A 22,262-nucleotide genomic window follows, 5' to 3' on the forward strand; every position below is an offset into this window, starting at 1 on the left:
CTTGCCGCCGGCCTGCTCGGGCCCGGCCTCGGCCGCGGCCGGCCAGTCCAGCAGCCAGGCGTTCACGGCGACGTCCGCGCGCCGGCGCGGCGGCCGCTGCCGTGGACGAAGACCTCGACGATCGCGGCGAACTCGTTTTCCAGGTCGCTGTCCGCGCTCGCCAGCCAACGCATCAATGCGGCCAGGTGCAGGTGCTGCAGCAAGCTCGCCAGATGCGCCGGCGACAAGTCGTCGCGCAGCTCGCCGCGGCTCTGCCCCGCCGCGATCAGCGCTTCGAACCAAGGCTCCACGCCGCTGCGTTCGCCGTCCTCGTCGCGCGCGCGCGCCGCGGCGTCGACCTGCCGGAAACGAAAGCGCAGGTAATGCGGCAGATAGGCGCGCCGCGCCTGGCACCACTGCGCCGAGGCTTCCAGCCAGGTCGACAGACGCGAAACGAAGCCGTCGCGCTCGCCGGCGCCCTCGCCCAGCCCCTTCCTGGCGGCCATGGCCGAAGCCAGTTCGCCGTGGAACTGATGCGCCAGCAACGCCTCCTTGACCGGGAAATGGTTGTAGAGAGTGCCCTTGGCGACGTCGGCGGCCTCGGCGATCTGCTCCATCGTCACCGCCTCGAAACAGCGCGCTTCGAACAGTCCGAACGCGGTCGCGGCGAGGTGATCGAGGGTCTGGTTGCGCTTGCGCTCGCGGCGGCCGGCCTCCGGGGCCGGCGCGGGTCGGGGCTGGGGAACGGGCATTGGCCTTGGCCTAAATGAACTTAGACCAATTTTATACGTCGTTCAATTATTAGCAAGCCGACACCGGCTGTCCGGCGGGCTCCGGCTGGAGGCAGCCGCCTATCGGCGCAAGCGCACGTCGTCCAGCACCAGGGCCAGGGCCAGGGCCGTCAACAACGCGCCCAACGGCATCGTCGCGCTGAAACCGATCCGACTGAATCCCGCGCACCGGCGACGTCGCTGACGAAGACGCAGCCAGGTCGCCCAGAGTTCGGAGCCTGTTGCGGTTGGCCGCCACCCGCGGACGCTTTAACTATCGGTGCTGCGGTTCCAATACGCGCTTGACCGCTCCGGCCACGCGAGCGAGGCCATACGCGAGTTGACGGTCGGCATGCGGCACAAGCGCGCTGACGGCGGATTGCGGGAACGAGCGACGGTTTCAGCCCCTGCGCGGCCACGCCGACGAAACGCGACGGCTGCAGATCGCTTGCGCATTGCTTCGCGGCTCGACGCAGGTTTCGCCGCCGCAACGCAAGCGCGGGCGTGCGACCGCTCCGGCGGTATCGCCGGACGAATCACGACTTGAAGAAAGAGGTCTGGCCTCGGCGCGCCGAGGAACATCGGCGGCATCCATTCGGCTGGAATGGAAGACAGAAACCCGTGCAGGTCATCCGGTCGATCGATCTAGTTGGTCGGGACGGCCGGATTTGAACCGACGACCCTCTGCCCCCCAGGCAGATGCGCTACCAGGCTGCGCTACGCCCCGACGTGTTGCTAGATCTGTCTTGCAAAATCCGCGTTTGCGAGACGCTCCGCTCTTGCGAGCGGGCGGCAAGTATAGCCGCTGGCGCCGGCAATGGGGAATCGGGAATGGGGAATCGGGAATGGAAACCGGCGGGCGCGGGCGCCGCGTCCGATTTCCCCGCTGCCGATGCCCGAATCCGGCCGCCCGGCCGGCCCTTCAGCGGCGCAGCAGCTGCAGGACTTCTTCCAGTTCCATGCGCACTTGCTTGACGATCTGCGAGCTCAGCGCCGATTCGTCCTTCGCCGACTCGCCTTCCAGGCGCAGGCGCGCGCCGCCGATCGTATAGCCCTGTTCGTACAGCAGGCCGCGGATCTGCCGCACCATCAACACCTCATGGCGCTGGTAGTAGCGGCGGTTGCCGCGGCGCTTGACCGGATTGAGCGTGGGAAACTCGGTCTCCCAGTAACGCAGCACGTGCGGCTTGACGTCGCACAGCTCGCTGACTTCGCCGATGGTGAAGTAGCGCTTCGCCGGGATCGGCGGAAGTTCTCGGTTACTGCCCGGATCAAGCATGCCCGCCTCCGCTGTACGCTTCGACGCGTTCCTTCAGTTTCTGGCCCGGGCGGAAGGTGACCACCGTACGCGCCGAAATCGGGATCTCCTCGCCGGTCTTGGGGTTGCGACCGGGCCGCTGGTTCTTGCGGCGCAGATCGAAATTGCCGAAGCCCGACAGCTTGACCTGCCGTCCCTGCTCGAGAGCCTCGCGCAACGCATCGAAGAACGCGTCGACGAACTCCTTGGCCTCGCGCTTGTTGAGCCCGACTTCGTCGAACAACCGCTCCGCCATTTCCGCTTTCGTTAGTGCCATTTTGTCCTCTGCGCGACGCCCGGGCTGGGACCGGGGCCGCAATCGCCACACGCCTCGCGAGTACTCACGTGCGCAACCGGGCGCCGTGTTCGCGTTCCACCGCCGCCGTCACTTCGGCCACGACCGCGTCCACATCCCGATCGGTCAGGGTGCGGGATTCATCCTGCAGAATCAAGCCCATAGCGAGACTCTTGAATCCGGTTTCCACGCCCTTGCCCTGGTAGCGGTCGAACAGGACAAGCTCGCGCAGGCTGGGCCCGGCGGCGGCCTGAACGGTAGCCCGGATGGCCGACCACGCGACCGATTCGGCGACGATGAAGGCCCGGTCGCGACGCACCGAGGGGTATTTGGACAGCGCCGCGGCCCGGGGAATGGCGCGTTGGACCAGGGGCGCCAGATCCAGCTCGAACGCGACCACGTCCTGGTCGAGATCCAGCGCCTTCAGCAGGCGCGGGTGCAACTGGCCGATCCAGCCCAGACGGCGCTCGGCGCCGCCGTCGACCCGGAACACATCGGCCGACCGGCCCGGGTGGGCCCAGGGATGCTGCGACGGACGGTACTCCAGGCGGGCACCGGCGGCGGCCGCGAGGCTGTCCAGGTCGCCGCGCAGGTCGTGGAAACCGACCGGACGCGCGCAGGCGCCCCATTGCTCGGCCTGGACGTCGCCGCAGACCGCCGCGGCGATGCGCTGGGTCTCCAGCGGCGCGGCCGCGGGGCTGGCGCGGAACACGTTGCCGAGCTCGAACAGGCGCACGCGCGCCTGCTGGCGCGAGGCGTTGCGGGCCAGGGCCGCGACCAGCCCCGGCAGCAGCAGGGTGCGCATCACGCCGAGCTCGGCGCTGAGCGGGTTGGCCAGCGGCACCGCGCCCTCGCCGGCCTGCCACAGCGCCAGCCAGGCGGCGTCGACGAAGGCATAGTTGACCGCTTCCAGATAATCGCGCGCGGCCAACTGGCGGCGCACGGTGGCGGCATCGACGCGGGTCTCGCTCGGAGCGACCAGGCGCGCGGAACCGGCCGGCAAGGTGGTCGGAATCCGGTCGTAACCGTGGATGCGGGCGATTTCCTCGATCAGGTCTTCCTCGATCGCGATATCGAAGCGTCGGCTCGGCGGCGTCACCCGCCAGCCGTCGTCGCTGGCTTCGACGGTCAAGCCGAGCGCACCGAGGATGCGCTCGACTTCGGCGTCGGCCACGGTCAGGCCCAGCACGCGCGCCAGGCGCGCGCGTCGCAGCCTGACCGGTTGCGGATGCGGCAAGTGCTCCGGCAGGGCCGACTCGCTCAACGGCCCCGGGGTGCCGCCGGCGATGTCGAGGATCAGCCGGGTCGCGTATTCGATCGCGATGCGCGGCAGCTCGGGATCGACCCCGCGTTCGAAACGATGGCCGGCGTCGGTGTGCAGGCCGAGCTTGCGGCCGCGGCCGATGATCGCCGCCGGGGCGAAATGCGCCGCTTCCAGGAACACGTTGCGGGTCGCATCGGTCACCCGGCTGTCGAAGCCGCCCATGATGCCGCCGAGGGCTATCACGCGCTGCGCGTCGCCGCTGCCGTCGGTGATCGCCAGGAACGACTCGTCGAGGTTCACGCTCTGGCCGTTGAGCAGCTTGGCGGTCTCGCCGGCGCGGGCATGGCGCACGCCGACCGGGCCGGTGAGGGTGTCGCGGTCGAAGGCGTGCATCGGCTGGCCGATTTCGAGCATCACGTATTGAGTGACGTCGACCAGCAGCGAGACCGGACGCACGCCGCTGCGGCGCAGGCGTTCGGCCATCCACGCCGGGGTCGGCGTGGTCGCGTCGAGGCCTTCGATCACGCGGCCGCAATAGCGCGGCACGTCGGCGCCGGCATCGAGCTCGACTTGCAGGCTCGTCGCGATGGCGGCCTCGACCGGCGCGATCTCCAGCGGGCTGACCGCACTGCGGGTGGCGGCGGCGACGTCGTAGGCGATGCCGCGCACGCTGAAGCAGTCGGCGCGATTCGGGGTCAGCTTGATCTCGATGCTGGCATCGGGCAGCGCGAGGTATTGCGCCAGCGGCGTGCCGACCGGGGCGTCGGACGGCAGTTCGAGCAGGCCCGAAGCGTCCGGGTCGACACCGAGTTCCTTGGCCGAACACAACATGCCGAACGACTCGACGCCACGCAGCTTGGCCGCCTTGATCGCCAGGCCGCCGGGCAGCGAGGCGCCGACCGTGGCCAAGGGCGCGATCAGACCGGCGCGCGCGTTGGGCGCGCCGCAGACGATCTGCACGATGCCGCGGCCGGTATCGACCTGGCAGACCTGCAGGCGGTCGGCTTCGGGATGCTTCTCGGCGCTGACGATGCGGGCGACGACCACGCCGTCCAGCGATTCGCCCAGGGCGACGACTTCTTCGACTTCCAGGCCGATCGCGGTAAGCGTCGCAGCCAGCTGCTCACGCGGGGCGGTGGTCGGCACATGCTGGCGCAGCCAGTTTTCGGAGAATTTCATGGGGATTCCGGGACTTGGGACTCGAGACTGGGGACTCGGGACTGGGGACTCGCCAACTTGAGGGTTCGTGGATCCGCGGAACGCTGCAGCCGTTCCGAATCCCGAGTTCCCAGTCCCGAGTCCCGCGCTCGCTCAGGCGAACTGCTTGAGAAACCTGACATCGTTCTCGAAGAAACTGCGCAGGTCGTCGACGCCGTAACGCAGCATGGTCAGGCGCTCCACGCCCATGCCGAAGGCATAGCCGGTGTAGCGCTCCGGGTCGATGCCGACGTTGCGCAGCACGTTCGGATGGACCATGCCGCAGCCGAGCACTTCCAGCCAGCGGGTGCTGCCGTCGGGCTGCTGCCAGGCGATATCGACTTCGGCCGAGGGTTCGGTGAAGGGGAAATAGCTCGGGCGGAAGCGCATCTCGAAATCGCGCTCGAAGAACGCGCGCACGAATTCGGCCAGGGTGCCCTTGAGGTCGGCGAAGCTGGAGTGCTCGTCGATCAGCAGGCCTTCGCACTGGTGGAACATCGGCGTGTGGGTCTGGTCGCTGTCGCTGCGATACACCTTGCCGAGCGCGATCATGCGCAGCGGCGGTTTGTTTTGCAGCATGTAGCGCACCTGCATGCCCGAGGTGTGGGTACGCAGCAGCCGCGCGACGCCGGCTTCGTCGGGCGCGAAATAGAAGGTGTCGTGCATCGCCCGCGCCGGATGGTGGGGCGGGAAATTCAGCGCTTCGAAGTTGTGCCAGTCGTCCTCGATCTCGGGGCCGTCGGCCAGTTCGAAACCCAGGCGGCCGAAGATGTCGGCCATGCGCTCCATCGTCCGGCTGACCGGATGCAGGCCGCCGCGCGCGGCGTCGATGCCGGGCAGGGTCACGTCGATGGTTTCCGACGCCAGCCGCGCATCGAGCGCGGCCTCGTCGAGCGCGAGCTTGCGCTCGCCGAGTGCGGCGGTCAGCGCGTCGCGCGCCTTGTTGATCGCCTCGCCCGCGGCCTTGCGCTCCTCGGCCGGCAAGGTGCCGAGCTGCTTGAGCTGGGCGGTGACGCTGCCGGATTTGCCGAGCAGCGAAACGCGCAGCGCTTCGATCGCATCGGAAGACGCCGCCGCGGCGATCTCGTCCAGCGCCTGTCGGGTCAGTGCTTCGATTCCACTCATCGCCTTTCCAATCTCTTAGCGCCCGGCGCGGGTTTCGCCGGGCATCGTCCTCGGACCGTCGCTGCGGCGAACCACCGGACCCCGCCTGCGTGGCCTCGCTGTCGGGAACCGAAGCGCGGCGCCGCTGGAACGGATGGATTCGGCTTCGACCGAACGACGAGCGGTACTGCGGCCTGCCGTTGCCGCGCACCGCGACAGCGACCGGATCGAACGCCCCCGCCGTGGCGCCGACGCCGGATCCGACGACGGGCCTGGGATGGGGCCTGCAACAGGGCCCAGGAACATGGCCCCAAAAGGGGGCCCAGAAACGACAATGGGGAAGGACTCGCGCCCTTCCCCATGCCTTAACCTTGTGCCCATGCCGCGAACCTCGTGCATCGGCACTCGGCTCGGACGGGGAATGAAGCAGGTTACGCCGCGAGCGCGCTCTTCGCCTTTTCGGCCAGCGCCGCAAAACCCTTCGCGTCGTGCACGGCGATGTCCGCCAGCACCTTACGGTCGAGGGTGATGCCGGCCTTGAGCATGCCGTTGATGAAACGGCTGTAGCTCATGCCGTTGATGCGGGCCGCCGCATTGATGCGGGTGATCCACAGCGAACGGAAATTGCGCTTCTTCTGCTTGCGACCGATGTAGGCGTACTGCAGCGCCTTCGTGACCGCCTGCTTGGCGACGCGGAAGACCTTGCGGCGGGCGTTGTAGTAGCCCTTGGCCTGCTTCAGGATTTTCTTGTGACGGGCTCGTGCCGTTACACCACGCTTAACTCGTGCCATTTTCTATTCTCCTCACAAATACGGAAGCATGCGGTCCAGACGGCCAGCGTCCTCGGCACGAACGTGGTTCGTCTGCCGCAGGTTGCGCTTCCGCTTGGTCGCTTTCTTGGTGAGGATGTGGCTCTTGTTGGCGTGGCCGCACTTGTACTTGCCGGAAGCGGTCTTCCGGAAGCGCTTGGCTGCCGCCCGATTGGTCTTGATCTTGGGCATTGCGATGTCCTTTCGGAGGTTTATGTCACTGGCCTGGGCGGTGGCACCGTCGCGCGCAATGCGCTGGCCACTCTTTCCGTCCTGCCCTTGCCGGCTTGTAAGTCGTTGATCTAAAACGAATCCACGACAGGTCCGTGATGCTGCATACAACAAACCCCGGCGAACCGGGCCGCACAGTATGCGCGAGGCGGTAAGTTTACGCAAATCAGCGGCTTACGGCCCAAGGCGGGCGGCCCGGCCAAGCGGCCAGTACGGTTGCGCCGGCCTGCGCGGGGTACTGCGCAGGTCCGTTGCGCGAAGTCGTTGCGTGATTCGTTGCGCAATCCGGGCCGGGCCCATGCGCGACGCGGCCTCGCGGCGCAAGCAGCGCAGCGGCCCGGATCGACGACTCGGGGAGCGTCCGTGTCGGCGCCACGCCGGATACGAGCAGGCCGGAACGAACAGGGGTCGCTTTCGCGACCCCTGCAGGCTTACTGCTTTTTCTTCGGCGCGATCATCATGACCATCTGCCGCCCTTCCAGGCGCGGACGCGACTCGACGACGATGTCCTCGCCCAGGTCGGCCTCGATCCGGGCCGCCATTTCGCGGCCGAGTTCCTGATGGCTCATCTCGCGGCCACGGAAACGGATGTTGACCTTGACCTTGTCGCCTTCTTCCAGAAAACGGCGCATGTTGCGCAGCTTGATCTGGTAGTCGCCTTCGTCGGTCACCGGACGGAACTTGAGTTCCTTGATTTCGACCTGCTTCTGCTTCTTTTTGGCCGCATTGGCCTTCTTCTGCAGTTCGAACTTGTACTTGCCGAAGTCCATGATGCGGCATACCGGCGGATCGGCATTCGGCTGAATCTCAACGAGATCCAGCGCCTCGTCCTCGGCCATGCGCAAGGCTTCGTCGCGCGTAAGCACGCCGATCATTTCGCCATCGCTGCCGATCACGCGTACGCGCGGTACGCGGATCTCGTTGTTCTTACGATTCGGCTTCTCGGGGGTACTGATTGTTGCAATCTCCAAAGTGGATACGCTGTTTGCGCATCGGGCCGTCCCGGGCTCGGACCGGGACGGGATCTGTACAGGCTGCGCGCGGTTAGCCGACGTTCTCGGCGTTCAAACGCGAAGCGAACTCGGCGACGGTCATCGTCCCCAGGTCCTCCCCACCCCGCGTGCGCACGGCAATCATGCCATTGTCCTTCTCGCGGTCGCCGGCCACAAGCAGGTACGGCACGCGCTGCAGCGTGTGCTCGCGAATCTTATAGCCGATCTTTTCGTTCCGCAAATCGGACTGGACCCGGAACCCTTGATTTGCAAGGACTTTCCGGACTTCGTCCACATAATCGGCCTGGGCGTCGGTGATGTTCATCACGGTGGCCTGAATGGGGGCCAGCCAAGCCGGGAACTGGCCGGCGTGGTGCTCGATCAGGATGCCGATGAAGCGCTCCATCGAGCCGACGATGGCCCGGTGCAACATGACCGGGGTCCGGCGCTGGCTGTTTTCGTCGACGTATTCGGCCCCCAGGCGGCCCGGCATCATGAAATCGACCTGCATCGTGCCGAGCTGCCAGGTCCGGCCGATCGCGTCCTTGAGGTGGTACTCGATCTTGGGGCCGTAGAAGGCGCCCTCGCCCGGCAGCTCCTGCCATTCGACCCCGCAGGCGCCCAGGGCGCTGCGCAGGGCCGCCTCGGCCTTGTCCCAGGTGGCGTCGTCGCCCAGGCGCGAGTCCGGGCGCAGGGCGATCTTGATCTGGATGTCTTCGAAGCCGAAATCGCCGTAGACCGCCAGGGCCTGGCGGTGGAAGGCGGTGACCTCGGACTCGATCTGGTCTTCCAGGCAGAAGACGTGGCCGTCGTCCTGGGTGAAGCCACGCACGCGCAAGATGCCGTGCAGCGCGCCGGAGGGCTCGTTGCGGTGGCAGGAGCCGAACTCGCCGTAGCGGATCGGCAGGTCGCGGTAGCTGTGCAGGCCCTGGTTGAACACCTGAACGTGGCCCGGGCAGTTCATCGGCTTGACCGCGTAGGTGCGCTTCTCCGACTCGGTGAAGAACATGTTCTCCTTGTAGTTGTCCCAGTGGCCGGACTTCTGCCACAGCGACACGTCGAGGATCTGCGGGCAGCGCACTTCGCCGTAGCCGCTGTCGCGGTAGACCCGGCGCATGTACTGCTCGACCACCTGCCAGATCGACCAGCCCTTCGGATGCCAGAACACCAAGCCCGGCGCCTCTTCCTGCAGGTGGAACAGGTCCTGCTGCTTGCCGATGCGGCGGTGGTCGCGCTTCTCGGCTTCCTCGATGCGCTGGATGTAGGCGGCCAACTGCTTCTTGTCGGCCCAGGCGGTGCCGTAGACGCGCTGCAGTTGCTCGTTCTTGGAATCGCCGCGCCAGTACGCGCCGGAGATGCGGGTCAGCTTGAAGGCCTTGAGGAAACGCGTGTTCGGCACGTGCGGGCCGCGGCACATGTCGACGTATTCCTCGTGGTAGTACAGGCCCATCGCCTGCTCGTCGGGCATGTCCTCGACCAGGCGCAGCTTGTAGTCCTCGCCGCGCGACCGGAACACCGAGATCACTTCCTCGCGCGGCGTGACCTTCTTGATCACGTCGTAGTCCTTGTCGATCAGCTGGACCATGCGCTGCTCGATCGCGGCCAGGTCCTCGGGCGTGAACGGGCGCTCGTACCAGATGTCGTAGTAGAAGCCCTCGTCGATGACCGGCCCGATCACCATCTTGGCGGTCGGATACAGCTGCTTGACCGCGTGCCCGACCAGGTGGGCGCAGGAGTGGCGGATGATCTCGACGCCCTCCGGGTCCTTGGGGGTGATGATGCGCAGCTTGGCGTCGTGGTCGATGCGGTCGCTGGCGTCGACCAGCTTGCCGTCGACCTCGCCGGCGACGGTGGCCTTGGCCAGGCCGGCGCCGATCGAGGCGGCGACGTCCATGACGGACACGGGATGTTCGAATTCGCGGCGGCTGCCGTCGGGGAGCGTAATGGCGATCATGGCGGGGTCTTCGTAGGCTTGAGCGTTGGGTGAGTCACCGCCCCGGCCGGCAGCGCCCCTTGCGAGGGCGGTTCTGCGGCGGCGGCAGCAACCCGGAAACGGAGAGTCGGCGCGAAACAAACAGCGGGGGCTTGCGACACCGGTCGGTCCGCCCGGCGGGCGAGCCCGGGTCGGGCAACGCCGGCGAAAGCGCCGATGGAGACGCCCTAAAGCTGGCGGCAAGAAAAAAGCGCCGCGAAGGCGCCTGCATCTGCGGGGCCTCGGGCGATTCAGCGATGGGCGCGGGTAGTGTCCATGTCGCACGCTAGGCCGGCGGTTCGCGCGGGCCACCTCGGGTTCGGGAAACGGCCCTATGCCGATCCAGGAAGCAATACTTGGGGACGCAGGCTGCCAAGTCAACGCCCCCTCGCCGCCCGCACCGGCGGCGAGGCTGGAACGCCCGAGGATCAATGCGGAGAGCGCTCCCATTGCTCGGCGAAGCCGCGTGCCGCAGTTGAGGAGACATGGTCGTCGTCCCAATACAGCGAAAACCCATCGCGCAGGACGCCGCAAGAGTCTTCCTTGCAGAAATACGCTTCCGGATCGACCACCTGCACGTTCGGATACCTCGCGGCGACGGCATTCAGCAACCTACGCGCCCGCTCGGTACGAATCCGATAAGCCGTCCTGGATTCCGCACAGGATTGCAACTTGTCGAGGTCGATGCACTGTTGCGCGCGGGCTGCCAGTTCGGGCGTCGGCCCCATGATCAATACGCGCTCGGCCAAGCCGCTCACGACCGCCATGGTCTCGATGAATGCGTCTTCGAATTCCGCTGCCCGCGCATCGCCGAGGAACGACGACCACCGCGCAGCGACAATCAGCGTACGTGGCTTCAGGTGCGCGAAATATGCCAGCGCCATCCGATTCGAGGCTTCACAGGCCGGCGCCTTCGACTCGTAACCTTTCACGCCCGCAAAACCCAGCGCTGGACCACAAGAATCCCGAGTGATGTTAATCGCGGCGCGATCGGCTATCTCCCAGGCGAATGGCTGCCAGGCCAATGCATGGGAGTCTCCCCAGATCACCGTATCGACGATCTCGGCGGCCGAAGCGCAAGCGGGATTGGGAGCGGCCGGCACCGGCGACAAACTGCTGGCATGACAAGCCGCCATATTCTCGGGGCGGTCGCGCGATGCGCGTGCGCCGGCTCCTTTGCCGTTGTCGATATAGCTGGCTAACCCCAATAAACAGAGCGCGAGCGCGGCCGACACCGCAGATCCCAACCAGACCGTGCGAGCCGATCGGGCTCGGGCCATGCCGCGAAAAGGCCGCTCGATCCAGCGATAACTAAGCCAGGCCAGGACGATCGCTGCGAAGACCAATCCCGCCCTCAGCTCGGGCGACAGCGTCACAAGGCTTCCCGCCCTGGCGATCGCCAGCAGCGGCCAATGCCACAGATACAGCGAGTACGAGATCAGGCCGACGAACACCATCGGGCGTGCCCGCAGCAGGGCTCCAGCGCCACCCAGGTGGCCGCGGACGTGGACGCTCCATAGAATCAGCGCCGCTCCGGCGACAGCCGGCAGCGCCCCCACCCCGGGAAAGTGACCAGGCAGGAACGGGACGAACAGGGAAATTACCGCCAGGAATACACCGGCATAACAGGCAATCAAAGCCGCTCCGCGCATGCGCGCGGACGACATCGCGATCAAACCCCCGGTCGTCAGTTCCCAGAACCGAGTCGGCATCTGATAAAAGGCCGCATCGTTGTCGGCACCGATGAGACGCTCAGCCGCGGCCAAGGACGCGGCCGCGAGGCACAGCGTCGCGCCGACCATCCATGGCCGCGGCAGACGCAGCAGGCCCAGCAGCAGCAATGGCCAAAGCAGGTAGAACTGTTCCTCCACTCCCAGTGACCACAAATGCAGCAGCGGCATCGTGGCGGAGTCGGCGTCGAAGTAATCGCCAGTCCGCGACTGGAAAAAGACGTTGCCTACAAAAAGCAAGGAAGCGGCGGCCGATTGCGCCATCGCGCGCTGGTCATCCGGAGACGCCACATATAGCACGGCCGCGACGACGGCCGCGACACAAACGACAATCAGCGCCGGAAGCAGCCGGCGGACTCTGCGCGCATAAAATTCAAGAAAATTCAGGCGGTTCCGCTCACTCCATTCGCGTAGCAGCAAACAGGTGATCAGGTAGCCCGAGATCACGAAAAAGATATCGACCCCGACGAAGCCGTTGTCGAGCATCGGCAGTCCGGCGTGATAAAGCACCACCCCGATCACGGCTATCGCGCGCAGACCATCGATTTCCGGACGATAAGCAAGCGAGCCGGTAACCGAACGATGCTCCGGTCTCATACCCTTCCGTTGATCGAAATTGCCACGTCCCACTCCGCCCCAGACCGCCGTCAGAGCATTTTGTTCGCGCCTGCCGTACAACCAGAACGGCTGGCCGGACTCCCCATAAGCCACCGGACAACGCGTGGCGCCGCACATCTTATCGCCTGCGCCCAGCGGCGCCAAAAACAGAAAGGCCCGGCTTGCGCCGGGCCTTGCGTCACCGAATTGGTGGGCGGTACAGGGTTCGAACCTGTGACCCCTACCATGTCAAGGTAGTGCTCTACCGCTGAGCTAACCGCCCGTCGCCGTCTTTGCCTGAAACCTGCTGCAAACTCCCCGGCGAGGGGCGCGCAGTGTAGCCCAGCCCGCGGCGGCGAGCAACCGTTTTTCTGTCCGGCCGGGCCGGCCGCCTCAGGACGCGAACCCGGCGTCCTTGAGCCGGCGCAACTGGTCGCGCACCGCCGCGGCCTCCTCGAACTCCAGGTCGCGGGCGTGCTGGTACATCTGCTGTTCCAGGGCCTTGATCCGGGCAGCGAACTGGGTCGGGCTGAGCGCGGCGTAATCGGCAGCCTCGTCGGCGACCCGGCGCCCCTTGCCGCGGGCCTTGAGGCCCTCGGGATCGACGCGCGCGCCTTCCATGACGTCGACGATGGTCTTGCTCACCGACTTGGGGGTGATGCCGTGCTCGGTGTTGTACTCGACCTGCTTCTGGCGGCGCCGGTCGGTCTCCTCGATCGCCTTCTGCATCGAGTTGGTGATGCGATCCGCGTAGAGGATGGCCTTGCCGCGCAGGTTGCGCGCGGCGCGGCCGATGGTCTGGATCAACGAACCGGTCGATCGCAGGAAGCCCTCCTTGTCGGCGTCGAGAATCGCGACCAGCGACACCTCGGGCATGTCCAGGCCCTCGCGCAGCAGGTTGATGCCGACCAGCACGTCGAACTTGCCCAGGCGCAGGTCGCGGATGATCTCGACGCGCTCGACGGTGTCGATATCCGAATGCAGGTAGCGCACTTTGACCCCGTGCTCGGCGAGATACTCGGTCAGGTTCTCGGACATGCGCTTGGTCAGGGTCGTGATCAATACTCGATCGCCCATGGCGACGCGCTCGCGGATTTCGCCGAGCACGTCGTCGACCTGGGTCGCGACCGGCCGGATCTCGACCTCGGGATCGATCAGGCCGGTCGGGCGGACGACCAGCTCGGTCACCTGCCCTTCCGACTTGCGCAGCTCGTACGGCCCCGGCGTCGCCGAGACGAAAATCGAGCGCGGCGAACGGCCCTCCCATTCCTCGAACTTCAAAGGCCGGTTGTCGAGCGCCGACGGCAGGCGGAAGCCGAATTCGACCAGGGTTTCCTTGCGCGACCGATCGCCCTTGTACATCGCGCCGATCTGCGGAATGGTGACGTGGGATTCGTCGACGACCAGCAGCGCGTCCGGCGGCAGATAGTCGAACAGGCACGGCGGCGGTTCGCCGGGCATGTGGCCGCTGAGGTGCCGCGAGTAGTTCTCGATGCCGTTGCAATAGCCGACCTCGGCCAGCATCTCCAGGTCGAACTGGGTGCGCTGGGCCAGGCGCTGGGCCTCGACCAGCCGGTTCTGGGCGTAGAGCAGTTCCAGGCGTTCGCGCAGCTCGTCCTTGATCGTTTCGATCGCATCCAGCACCGTGCGCCGCGTGGTCACGTAATGCGAGCCGGGATAAATCGTGTAGCGCGGGACCTTGCTCAGGGTTTCGCCGGTCAGCGGGTCGAACAGGGTCAGGTTCTCGATCTCGCCGTCGAACAGCTCGATGCGCAGGGCCTCGGAGTCGCTTTCGGCCGGATGCACGTCGATGACCTCGCCGCGCACCCGGTAGGTCGCACGGCGCAGCTCGGTGTCGTTGCGGGTGTACTGCATTTCGGTCAGGCGGCGGATCAGCTCGCGCTGGTCGATGCGTTCGCCGCGGACCATGTGCAGGACCATGCGGAAGTATTCGTTCGGATCGCCCAGGCCGTAGATCGCCGACACCGTGCAGACGATGATCGCGTCGCGGCGCTCCAGCAACGCCTTGGTCGCCGACAGGCGCATCTGCTCGATGTGCTCGTTGACCGAGCTGTCCTTCTCGATGAAGGTGTCGCTCGAGGGCACGTAGGCCTCGGGCTGGTAGTAATCGTAGTAGCTGACGAAATACTCGACCGCGTTGTGCGGGAAGAACGCCTTGAACTCGCCGTACAGCTGCGCGGCAAGGGTCTTGTTCGGCGCCATGACCAGGGTCGGCTTCTGCACCGCCTGGATCACGTTGGCGACCGTATAAGTCTTGCCCGAACCGGTCACGCCGAGCAGGGTCTGCTGGGCTAGGCCGTTGTCGAAGCCCTGGATCAGGCGCTCGATGGCCTGCGGCTGATCGCCCGCGGGCGAGTACGGCGCGACCAACTGGAAGCCGGGGGACTGGGCAGTGTCGTCCATCGTGCGATCCGAGCGTTGCGAGTCGTCCAGTTTAGCGAAGTCGGTCGCAGCGGGTGAGACCACAGCGTGAAGGCGCCCCTCCTAATGCGAAGGCCCGCTCTGGGAGCGGACCTTCGTTCACCTGATCATGGGCTTCGCCCGACACTGATCAGTTGAGGTTCCAACACTCCTTTAGCGCAGCATCGTTAGGCGTCTTGACGCCGGTATTGGTGAGGCCCAGCGTGCCGCACTTGTCCTTGCTTTGCCCTGTAGTAGTACTCGGCACCGCTTGCAGACTGAATGCGCTCGCGGTGGGCGCCCCGTTCAACGAGATCGTGTACTGGGCGGTGTCGCCGTCCTTCGGGGACTTGGTCGGCGCTCCGATCGACGTCAGGTTCGCTCCGACATAAGTATTCTGCATCGTGTAATAGCGCTCCATCGCCTGAGCGGCTTCGGCCAAGTCCGCCTTGGCTTGGCCCCGGCGGCTCTTGCGCACGCTGTCCTGATAGGTCGGCACCGCAATGCCGACCAGGATGCCGACGATGGCCACCACGACCATCAGCTCCATCAGAGTGAAGCCCCGCTGAAGGCGCATCGCGGCTTTTGCAAACTGCTGCTTCATGTCCGCTCCTGTTTATCGAATCTGGCGCCAGGACTGGCGTCCGCACGGCCTGGGCAGGTAAATCGGCTGCGAGCCGGAAGTCTGGACCATCACCGAACACTTGGCTGCGACCGCCTTGGCGATCTCCTCGTCGGTCGCGGTGACGGGCAGGATGTCGGATGCTCCGGTCGCCGCCACGCTTACTTCCGTGACCGGCGCGGTGCCGGTGCCACTGCCCTGGCGCTTAAGCTTGACCGCGCCCACTCCTTCGCCGAAGCGGTTACCCGTGGCCGAGCCGATGCGCGCATTCGACATGCCGCCGGCGCCGCTGAGCGCATCCAAGCCGTACAGCCAGTTGTTGCCGTCGGTCGAGCAACCGTCGGTGCTGTTCGGGTCATAGGTCGGGAAAAACAGGATGCCGTTCTGCAGGCGAGGCTTGCCGATGAATCGCTCGCCGGTCGCGACCGGGTTGCCGTTCGACCCCGCATCCACGCCCAGATTGATGTACCAACCTTTCTTGGTCGCGTTCAGGCGGTCGCCGGTGACGAAGCGCAGCACGGCTCCGGTGGTATCGCGTTCTTCCTTGACGTACTGGGCCTGCAGTTCGTTGCGCCCGGCGATGACCACGCCCTTATCGATGATGCCGTACACGCTCTGCATCGCCTTGTCGCTGGGGTCGTCGGTGAAGGAGAAGCTGCCGGTGCCGAACAGGACCATTACGTCGTTGCCGATCGTGGTCGCCTCCAACCCGCCGAGGATCGGCTGGCGCAGGCCGTAGTTGTCGTTGTAGCGAGCGACGAACAGCGGCTGGCCGCCGAATCCCACGCTGTTGTCGCGCAGGTCGAACTTCCACACCGCGCCGTTGAGGTCGCCGGCATAGACCGTGTCGGCGAAGCCGTCGCGGACCTGGGTGGTGCTCGTGCCCTGGTAACGGTCGATCACCACTACGTTGCCAAGCCCGTTCTTGGTCCGCGTCGGCAGGGTGCCGGTGGTTTCCTGGGCGGTGATGCGGGTGACTTTGCCGTCGGCGACGTCGACCAGGAACAGCACGGCCTTGCCGTTCGCGCTGTCGTAGCCGTTGCCGAAGATCGCCTTCCATTTGATCGCGCCGCCGGCCTCCTTGACCGGAACGATGGCGATCTTGCCTAGCACACCGCCGATGTCCTTGGCCCCATTGGCATCGCCCGACAGGTCGTTGACCTCCCACAGCACGTTCAATGTCGACTGGTCGGTCACGTCGAGCGCGAACACGCCCCGCCCGCCGGCACCGACGCTGGCCGCAAGCACAGTCTTCCAAGCGCTACCGTTATGCGCGTCGGACACAGTGACCTGGCCGTCGACATAGTAGCGGTGCTGGAATACCTGGTCGTTGCGGTCGGCTGCGCGATACGGGAACAACAGATTGCCCATGTGGCCGACCGAGGTCGCCGGAATATAGGCGAACTGCTCCTTGCCGGTTTCGCCATCGAAGGCGTGGAACATGCCGTCGTTGGCGCCGACGTAGACGAAAGTCTTGCGGGTGTCGCGCTTGCTATGGAGGTAATTGGCGTAGTTCAGCACGTCCGAGGTCGCGCCATCGGCGCTGCGCAGGCCGCGATAACCGTAGTCGTCGCCCTTGGACGAGAGAATGGGGCTCGAATTGACGATGTCGCCGAGCAAGGTGGTGCGCTTGCGTAGCTTGCCGCCATCATGGGCACGGCTGCCGCGCAGGTAGGCCACCGCCTCGGCGCCGGTGACGCCGCCGTCGATGCGGTTGAACTTACCGGCACAGTTCTGCAGCGCATCGCTGCACAGCGCGGCCAGCACCGCGGTGTCGGTCGAGCCCAGCGCGGTGGCGGTGAAGTCGCCTACGGCGGGCTTGACGCTACCGGCCGTGGTCTTGCCGAACCGGACCGTGCGCCCCGCATCCGTCAATTGGGACGCCGCCTCCCATTTCTGGGCGAACGTGATGGTGCCAGCGACCGGGTTATGGGTCGCAGTGTAGGCGGTAAGCCGGCTGAACCAGTCGGTGCCGTTGTTGGCCGACTCGTAGATCGGCTCGACCGACAGGGTGTTCGTGCCGACGCGGGCGCCGGTCAGGCCGATGGTTCCCGAGGGCGTCGCGCCGCCGCCGACCGAGGCCAGAATCTCGCGCATCGCCGAGGTGATGTCCGCAGGCGTCGAGGCGTTGATGTATTTGCCGCGCGCGTTCATGGTCGCGTGCCAGATCTCGTCGACCGTGCTGGGCGCATCGTTTTGGAAAGCGCGCCAAGCCGGATAGCCAGCCGGCGTGTAGGGGTCCGGCGTATTGGTGACCGGATTGTAGGTAACGCCGTAGATGTCGCCGCGCGCACCAAGGGTCACGCCGTAGAAATTCATGTGCGGATCGGCGCGGCAATCCAGCTTGGGATCGTTCGGCGTGGTCTTGCAGGCTTCGGGCACCGGCACCTTGCCCAAGCCCAGGTCGCTGCGCAGCGTCGTCTTGTAATACAGCGCGGCGGTGTCAGCCAGCGTATTGGGGTGCCCGTCGGCGAGCGGCGCCGGCATGTCCGCATCGTGAGAGCCGACATCGGGGCCGCCGCCATTGCTGTAGCCGTCGGTAAACAGCATGCCGGCGTTGATCTGGCAGGCGAACTTCACCGGCGCACCCGCATCGGTGCGCAGGAACTGTTTGCCGATATGCTCAACGGCAAAGCGGTTGGGGGTACCACCAGAAGCGTTCAGAGTCAGCAGCTTCTCGTTGTAGAGTGCCGCCTTATCGGCCGCCACGGACATATCCCGCATCGTTACGTCGGTGTAACTGGTCGGATTGATCGTGAACATGCCGACGCGCATCTTTTCGGTGCGTTCCAGCGACAAGGTCAGCGCAGCCTTCATCGCGCGGTTGCGATTGCCGTAAAAACTGAACCAGTTGGCGAAGTTCTGGATCGCCGGAGCGTACGCGCCTGCGGCGAAGTTGGCCGACTTGATTTCGTACTTGTACAGATTGCAACCGCTGCCGCAGGCGTTCGTCGCAGTGGCGGGCGTGGCGGTATAGCCCCATGCAGCTCCCGCGGTAGCAGACTTGAGGTAGACCGTCGCGGGGTAGTACTCGATCGCCACCTCGCAGGCCGTGGTCAGGGTCCGGGCGGAACCCAGCGTATTCCAACCGCCGCCGCTCAGTCCGCCGCAGCCGCCGTCGTCGTAAGTCTGATACACGGTTCCTTGCGGCAGGATCGCACCCTGCGGAACCAGGAAGTGCTCTTCGCGGGTTGCGTTGGAACGCCAGTTGGATGCCAAATTGATGGTACGAGAGTCGTCGTCCGGATCGACCCGGGTGGCCGTGACGCTCGCCTGCGGATAATCGACGATCTCGTTGGAAGCATTGGGCCGCTTCCACGGCGAGTAAGTCACCAGCGGATTGAAGTAAGCCGGATTGACGTCGGGCGAACGGGCGAAGCCGAAGTTGTCGATCGGCGCGATCGCCCGGCGATTGCCGTCGATGCGATATCCTCGGGACGGAATGGTGTGGTGGTACCCGTTCATGTCGCCGTTGGTGGGCTGACCGTTGGCGTATTCGATCTCGTTGGCCACGCGCAGACGCGCACTGGCGCCGGTACCGGTGAAGTAGCCGTTGGTGGCTCGGGAACCGTAGTCCCAGAAGGCTGCGCCATCCTGCCCCGGGAACAGGGTTTGGAAGGTCATCGAACCGGAATTGTCGACCGCCATGACGAAGGCTGGCGGCACGGTGACGCTGGAATTCAGCGGCACTTGCGCCAGCGAACCGCCGGCCTGGATGGCGTTGGCGTTGTAGAGCCAGTAGCCGGTGCCGGCGAGGGCCAACACGAGCGGAACGGCGATGTAGACACGCGGGGAAGTCATGGCGATACCCTCAGGGCACGAAAATGGTGTCGATGACGGCGTCCGAACCCGGGTTCGCGCCGCGGTCCACGGCGTAGGCCGTGACCTGGAAGATCAGATTGGTGTTCTCGCTGACCGGCGCGGTGCCCATGCCGATGCCGCCGCCGGAAACGCATTCGTCGATACGTCGGGTATAGCTGAGCTTGGCCGGCAACGGGTTGGCGTACTTGAGCTTCTCGGCCCAAGCCGAGGGATCGAAACCAGTGGTGCAAACCGATTCGTCCAGGTCAATGGACTCGGTACCCGCGCTCTGAACTTGGCGCCTGAGGTCGGTTTCCTTGCCGCGCGCACGTCCCTCAGCGTTCTGGAAGGCCATGTTGGTCGAACGGTAGCTGCCCGTCATGCGTTCCTGCAGGCCGGTCACCTGCATCGCGGTAATGCCGAGCAAGGCCAACAGGATCAGCATGATCAGGGCGACGTACAGCACTGCGCCGCGTTGGCTACGGGCGGCGATAAACGGTCGGGTACGGATCGTGTTCATGGCGGGCCTCAGTTTCCGTACAGCCGATTACGCAAGGCGATACTGGTTTCATACACGCTGCGATAGCGCTGGTCGTTGGGCAACGTCAGTAGGGTGCCGAGCGAACGCGGCGCATTGGTGCGCTGCTGGGCGGAGGCCGCATCGGTGCTGCGTATTAGCAGTCCGACCTGCATGCCGCCGACACGCTGCCAGCCGCCGGTGCTGTCGTTGGTCGGCAGCAGGGTCGCCGCCGTGCGGATACCGTCGATGACGCCTGTCGGCGGCTGCGCCGGGTCGGTGACCATGTCTTGCGCGAACAGCAACTGCATGTTCTCAACGCTTTCGACGACTTCTTCGGCGGTACCGCCGATCAGCGTTACTGCCGCGGTGCCGGGGGCCGCGTTGAAGCGGGCACGGTATAAGGTCGGTTCCTCCACACCGCCGGGGCGAGGCTTCAGCCCGACGTAGTAAACGAGGGTCTCGGCGCGATAGATACGGGCCTGACCCGACGCGAACGTATCCGAACCGTCGAACCCAATCCGATTGACGCCGGCGGTGCGCACAGTCACGACCTTGGCGCCGCCGACGTCGGCGATCGCATTGGCCTGGAACATCACGACCGAGCGGCAGTCGGCAATGCCGAACAAGCCCGGGTTATCCACGCCCCGCGTCAGCACGCCCCACTGCGCCGGATTGACGCGGATCGTCGCCGGATTGCCGGTAGTGAAGCCGGTAACTTCGGCGCTTTCCGGCGACAGAAAACGCAGCACGAGGATATCGCTGCCACGAATCGGCTCTGGCTTCAAGGCACCGAAGAACTCGTTCTCCACGGCTGGCACCCAGTCGCCGGCGGTGCCTTTGACCGGCTTTCCCGATAAATTCAAGGTGTCCGCGGGTCCGGTGTTGCGTGCTTCGTACCCGCGTACCGAGTAGTCGAAACGCAGCGCCAAGCGATCGGTGGGGACGTCCGAATAGTTATTCCGATTGCCCAGGAACAGCTCCCCGAACATGCCGTTGCCGGCATAGAAATGGGCCTGGTCGGATACACAGCCAAAATGACCGCTCATGCGCGCATCGCGCTGGAGCGCATCGATCGCGAAGCGCGAGCTCTCCTGGGCGCGGGCGAGTCCTTGCGCCATCTGATAGGAGGCGCGGGAAGCCGAGAATATCTCCACCAGACCGAGCATCAGCAGGCCGCTCAACAACAAAGCCACCATCAGCTCGATCAGCGACAAACCCAGTTGCGGTCGACGGCTCACAGCGCGCTCCTCATCTCGAATTCGGTTCCCGTAGCCCCAACCCTCCAACGCTTGTCGTCGTCCCAGGTGATAACGATGCTGACGGTCTTGTCGGGGTTGACCTCAACTACCGCTTTCCCACTCTCGCCCAGGGCCTCGCGCAACCGGCAGGTGAATGCCGCCTTGCGGTCGTCCGGCGTGACCTTGTTGATCCTCGCGCAACTCGCGTTCGCGGTCGCCGACGAGGCCAGATAGGTGCCGGAGTACTTGGCCGCCAGCAGGCGGTTCGAACGAATGTCGTCGAGCAGATCGCTGGACAGATTGGTGGCTATGGTGCGTTGGTTGGCGCTCTGCGACAGACGCAGATTGGTCGTCTGTAACATCGCCAGGCCGAGCAGCCCCAACCCCAGCACCAGCACGGCCATCAGCACCTCGATCAGGCTGAGACCGCGTTGCGTTCTCAGTGATGGCACGCCGCGGGAAAGTCGACGGCTCATGGGCAGTTCTCCCTGGTCACGCTGACGCGGCCGATACGGTTGATGTCGAAGGCGCGGACATTGGCGGCGCCGGCCTTGCAGGTGGCCGCCTGCATCGAGAAATTGAAATTGGCGACGGCGACGCCGGTCGGCAGCTTTTCGATGGCACGCCCGCGGTCGTCGAAACCGATCGCGCTGATGTTGCCCATGGTGAGAGCGATTCCTTCCTGCGGCTCGATCACGCGTTTGATTTCGGCGGGCGTCCGCGTGCCACTGCCGTTCTCGTCGGTCCACACCAACATGCCGTGGGCCCAGTTGATGCCGCAATCGGTTCTGTCCGTGTTGCTCGGGCAAACCCAGGACTGGCTTTTGCTGCGCACCGCCTCGGCACGGGCGAGGTTGATCGTCGCCAGCATCTGGTTGGTCGCCGTCGACACCCGGTTGGAGCGGATCGATTCGGTGAAGGTAGGCAGGGCCAGGGCCAGCAGGATCGCAGCGATCCCGATCGTGACCATGAGCTCGATCAGTGTGAAGCCGGCAGCCCGACGCATTGGCATGAGCGGTTCTCTTCCCCAGAGGACATGCAGGATGCTAACAGTGGCGCCTGGCCCCAAATGGCACACTACCGACGAGCGGTCGGGCTGGGTTGGCCAATGGTTTCGGGGCCGGAAATATCCCGACCTGCGTCACGCGGCGATCGGCTTCCCGGCGGGCCGTGCGCGAAATCCGGTCGCACCGGCCGGCTTGGCCGGCGCGCCGCGGACGGCAATGCGGCTTGGCCGTTTGCGCGCGGGCCAGCGGCTTCAGCCTGCCCCACGGGCAACCGGAGCGGCCACTCAGGCCCTGCGGCGAAGGCCGGCTTCGCCGACGAATCCGCTCATGGCCTGGCGATTTCGCACGCCGCCATCCGCCGCCCAGCGGGCATCGATGCGTGCGCGTCCATTCACGTTCGTTGCGGCCGCGATCGT

General features: G+C 65.7%; 17 protein-coding genes and 2 tRNA genes. All 19 read right to left on the reverse strand.

Translation table 11 applies throughout. The features are described from left to right. Positions 1–62: 62 nt before the first annotated feature. Positions 63–731 (reverse strand): TetR/AcrR family transcriptional regulator, encoded by a 669-nt coding sequence (locus tag ACSAMQ_RS10290; RefSeq protein ID WP_435395563.1) that lies wholly within the window; start codon positions 729–731, stop codon positions 63–65. Positions 732–1,399: 668 nt separating this feature from the next. Next, a tRNA-Pro gene (locus tag ACSAMQ_RS10295) sits at positions 1,400–1,476 on the reverse strand. A gap of 195 nt (positions 1,477–1,671) precedes the next feature. Then, entirely contained in the window at positions 1,672–2,028 is a 357-nt protein-coding gene (locus ACSAMQ_RS10300) for a MerR family transcriptional regulator (protein ID WP_036101932.1), read from the reverse strand. Beyond that, positions 2,021–2,323 (reverse strand): integration host factor subunit alpha, encoded by a 303-nt coding sequence (locus ACSAMQ_RS10305; RefSeq protein ID WP_435395564.1) that lies wholly within the window; start codon positions 2,321–2,323, stop codon positions 2,021–2,023. Before ACSAMQ_RS10305 ends, ACSAMQ_RS10300 begins: the two co-directional genes overlap by 8 nt. A gap of 64 nt (positions 2,324–2,387) precedes the next feature. Further along, entirely contained in the window at positions 2,388–4,784 is a 2,397-nt protein-coding gene (gene pheT / locus ACSAMQ_RS10310) for a phenylalanine--tRNA ligase subunit beta (protein WP_435395565.1), read from the reverse strand. A 132-nt stretch (positions 4,785–4,916) separates the two neighbouring features. Beyond that, positions 4,917–5,927, reverse strand: a complete 1,011-nt coding sequence (gene pheS / locus ACSAMQ_RS10315) for a phenylalanine--tRNA ligase subunit alpha (RefSeq protein ID WP_435395566.1) — start codon at positions 5,925–5,927, stop codon at positions 4,917–4,919. Between the two features lie 410 nt (positions 5,928–6,337). Then, on the reverse strand, positions 6,338–6,697 hold the full coding sequence (gene rplT, locus ACSAMQ_RS10320) for a 50S ribosomal protein L20 (RefSeq protein ID WP_435395567.1): 360 nt from the start codon (positions 6,695–6,697) through the stop codon (positions 6,338–6,340). A gap of 12 nt (positions 6,698–6,709) precedes the next feature. Next, the gene (rpmI, locus tag ACSAMQ_RS10325) at positions 6,710–6,907 is read right to left on the reverse strand and encodes a 50S ribosomal protein L35 (RefSeq protein ID WP_027083463.1); all 198 of its coding nucleotides are present in this window, start codon (positions 6,905–6,907) and stop codon (positions 6,710–6,712) included. A 470-nt stretch (positions 6,908–7,377) separates the two neighbouring features. After that, positions 7,378–7,911: a translation initiation factor IF-3 gene (gene infC / locus ACSAMQ_RS10330; RefSeq protein ID WP_200875790.1), complete on the reverse strand. Its 534-nt coding sequence runs from the start codon at positions 7,909–7,911 to the stop codon at positions 7,378–7,380. Positions 7,912–7,990: 79 nt separating this feature from the next. Further along, positions 7,991–9,892, reverse strand: a complete 1,902-nt coding sequence (gene thrS, locus ACSAMQ_RS10335) for a threonine--tRNA ligase (RefSeq protein WP_435395568.1) — start codon at positions 9,890–9,892, stop codon at positions 7,991–7,993. A gap of 446 nt (positions 9,893–10,338) precedes the next feature. Continuing rightward, complete coding sequence (locus ACSAMQ_RS10340) at positions 10,339–12,375, reverse strand: acyltransferase family protein (RefSeq protein ID WP_435395569.1); 2,037 nt, start codon at positions 12,373–12,375, stop codon at positions 10,339–10,341. A 70-nt stretch (positions 12,376–12,445) separates the two neighbouring features. Then, positions 12,446–12,520 (reverse strand) — tRNA-Val (locus ACSAMQ_RS10345). Positions 12,521–12,630: 110 nt separating this feature from the next. Beyond that, positions 12,631–14,661, reverse strand: coding sequence for an excinuclease ABC subunit UvrB (uvrB, locus tag ACSAMQ_RS10350; RefSeq protein WP_435395570.1), 2,031 nt, complete (start codon positions 14,659–14,661; stop codon positions 12,631–12,633). A gap of 148 nt (positions 14,662–14,809) precedes the next feature. Next, positions 14,810–15,262, reverse strand: a complete 453-nt coding sequence (locus ACSAMQ_RS10355) for a type IV pilin protein (protein WP_435395571.1) — start codon at positions 15,260–15,262, stop codon at positions 14,810–14,812. Positions 15,263–15,274: 12 nt separating this feature from the next. Further along, on the reverse strand, positions 15,275–19,045 hold the full coding sequence (locus ACSAMQ_RS10360) for a pilus assembly protein (protein WP_435395572.1): 3,771 nt from the start codon (positions 19,043–19,045) through the stop codon (positions 15,275–15,277). Positions 19,046–19,091: 46 nt separating this feature from the next. After that, positions 19,092–19,601: a pilus assembly PilX family protein gene (locus ACSAMQ_RS10365; protein ID WP_435395573.1), complete on the reverse strand. Its 510-nt coding sequence runs from the start codon at positions 19,599–19,601 to the stop codon at positions 19,092–19,094. Positions 19,602–19,609: 8 nt separating this feature from the next. Further along, the gene (locus ACSAMQ_RS10370) at positions 19,610–20,839 is read right to left on the reverse strand and encodes a PilW family protein (RefSeq protein WP_435395574.1); all 1,230 of its coding nucleotides are present in this window, start codon (positions 20,837–20,839) and stop codon (positions 19,610–19,612) included. Continuing rightward, on the reverse strand, positions 20,836–21,315 hold the full coding sequence (gene pilV / locus ACSAMQ_RS10375; RefSeq protein ID WP_435395575.1) for a type IV pilus modification protein PilV: 480 nt from the start codon (positions 21,313–21,315) through the stop codon (positions 20,836–20,838). The genes ACSAMQ_RS10370 and pilV overlap by 4 nt, the downstream gene beginning before the upstream one ends. Next, positions 21,312–21,851 (reverse strand): GspH/FimT family pseudopilin, encoded by a 540-nt coding sequence (locus ACSAMQ_RS10380; protein WP_435395576.1) that lies wholly within the window; start codon positions 21,849–21,851, stop codon positions 21,312–21,314. Before ACSAMQ_RS10380 ends, pilV begins: the two co-directional genes overlap by 4 nt. Positions 21,852–22,262 lie beyond the last annotated feature (411 nt).

This window comes from Lysobacter sp. 1R34A (assembly GCF_051217035.1).
Classification (GTDB): domain Bacteria; phylum Pseudomonadota; class Gammaproteobacteria; order Xanthomonadales; family Xanthomonadaceae; genus Lysobacter.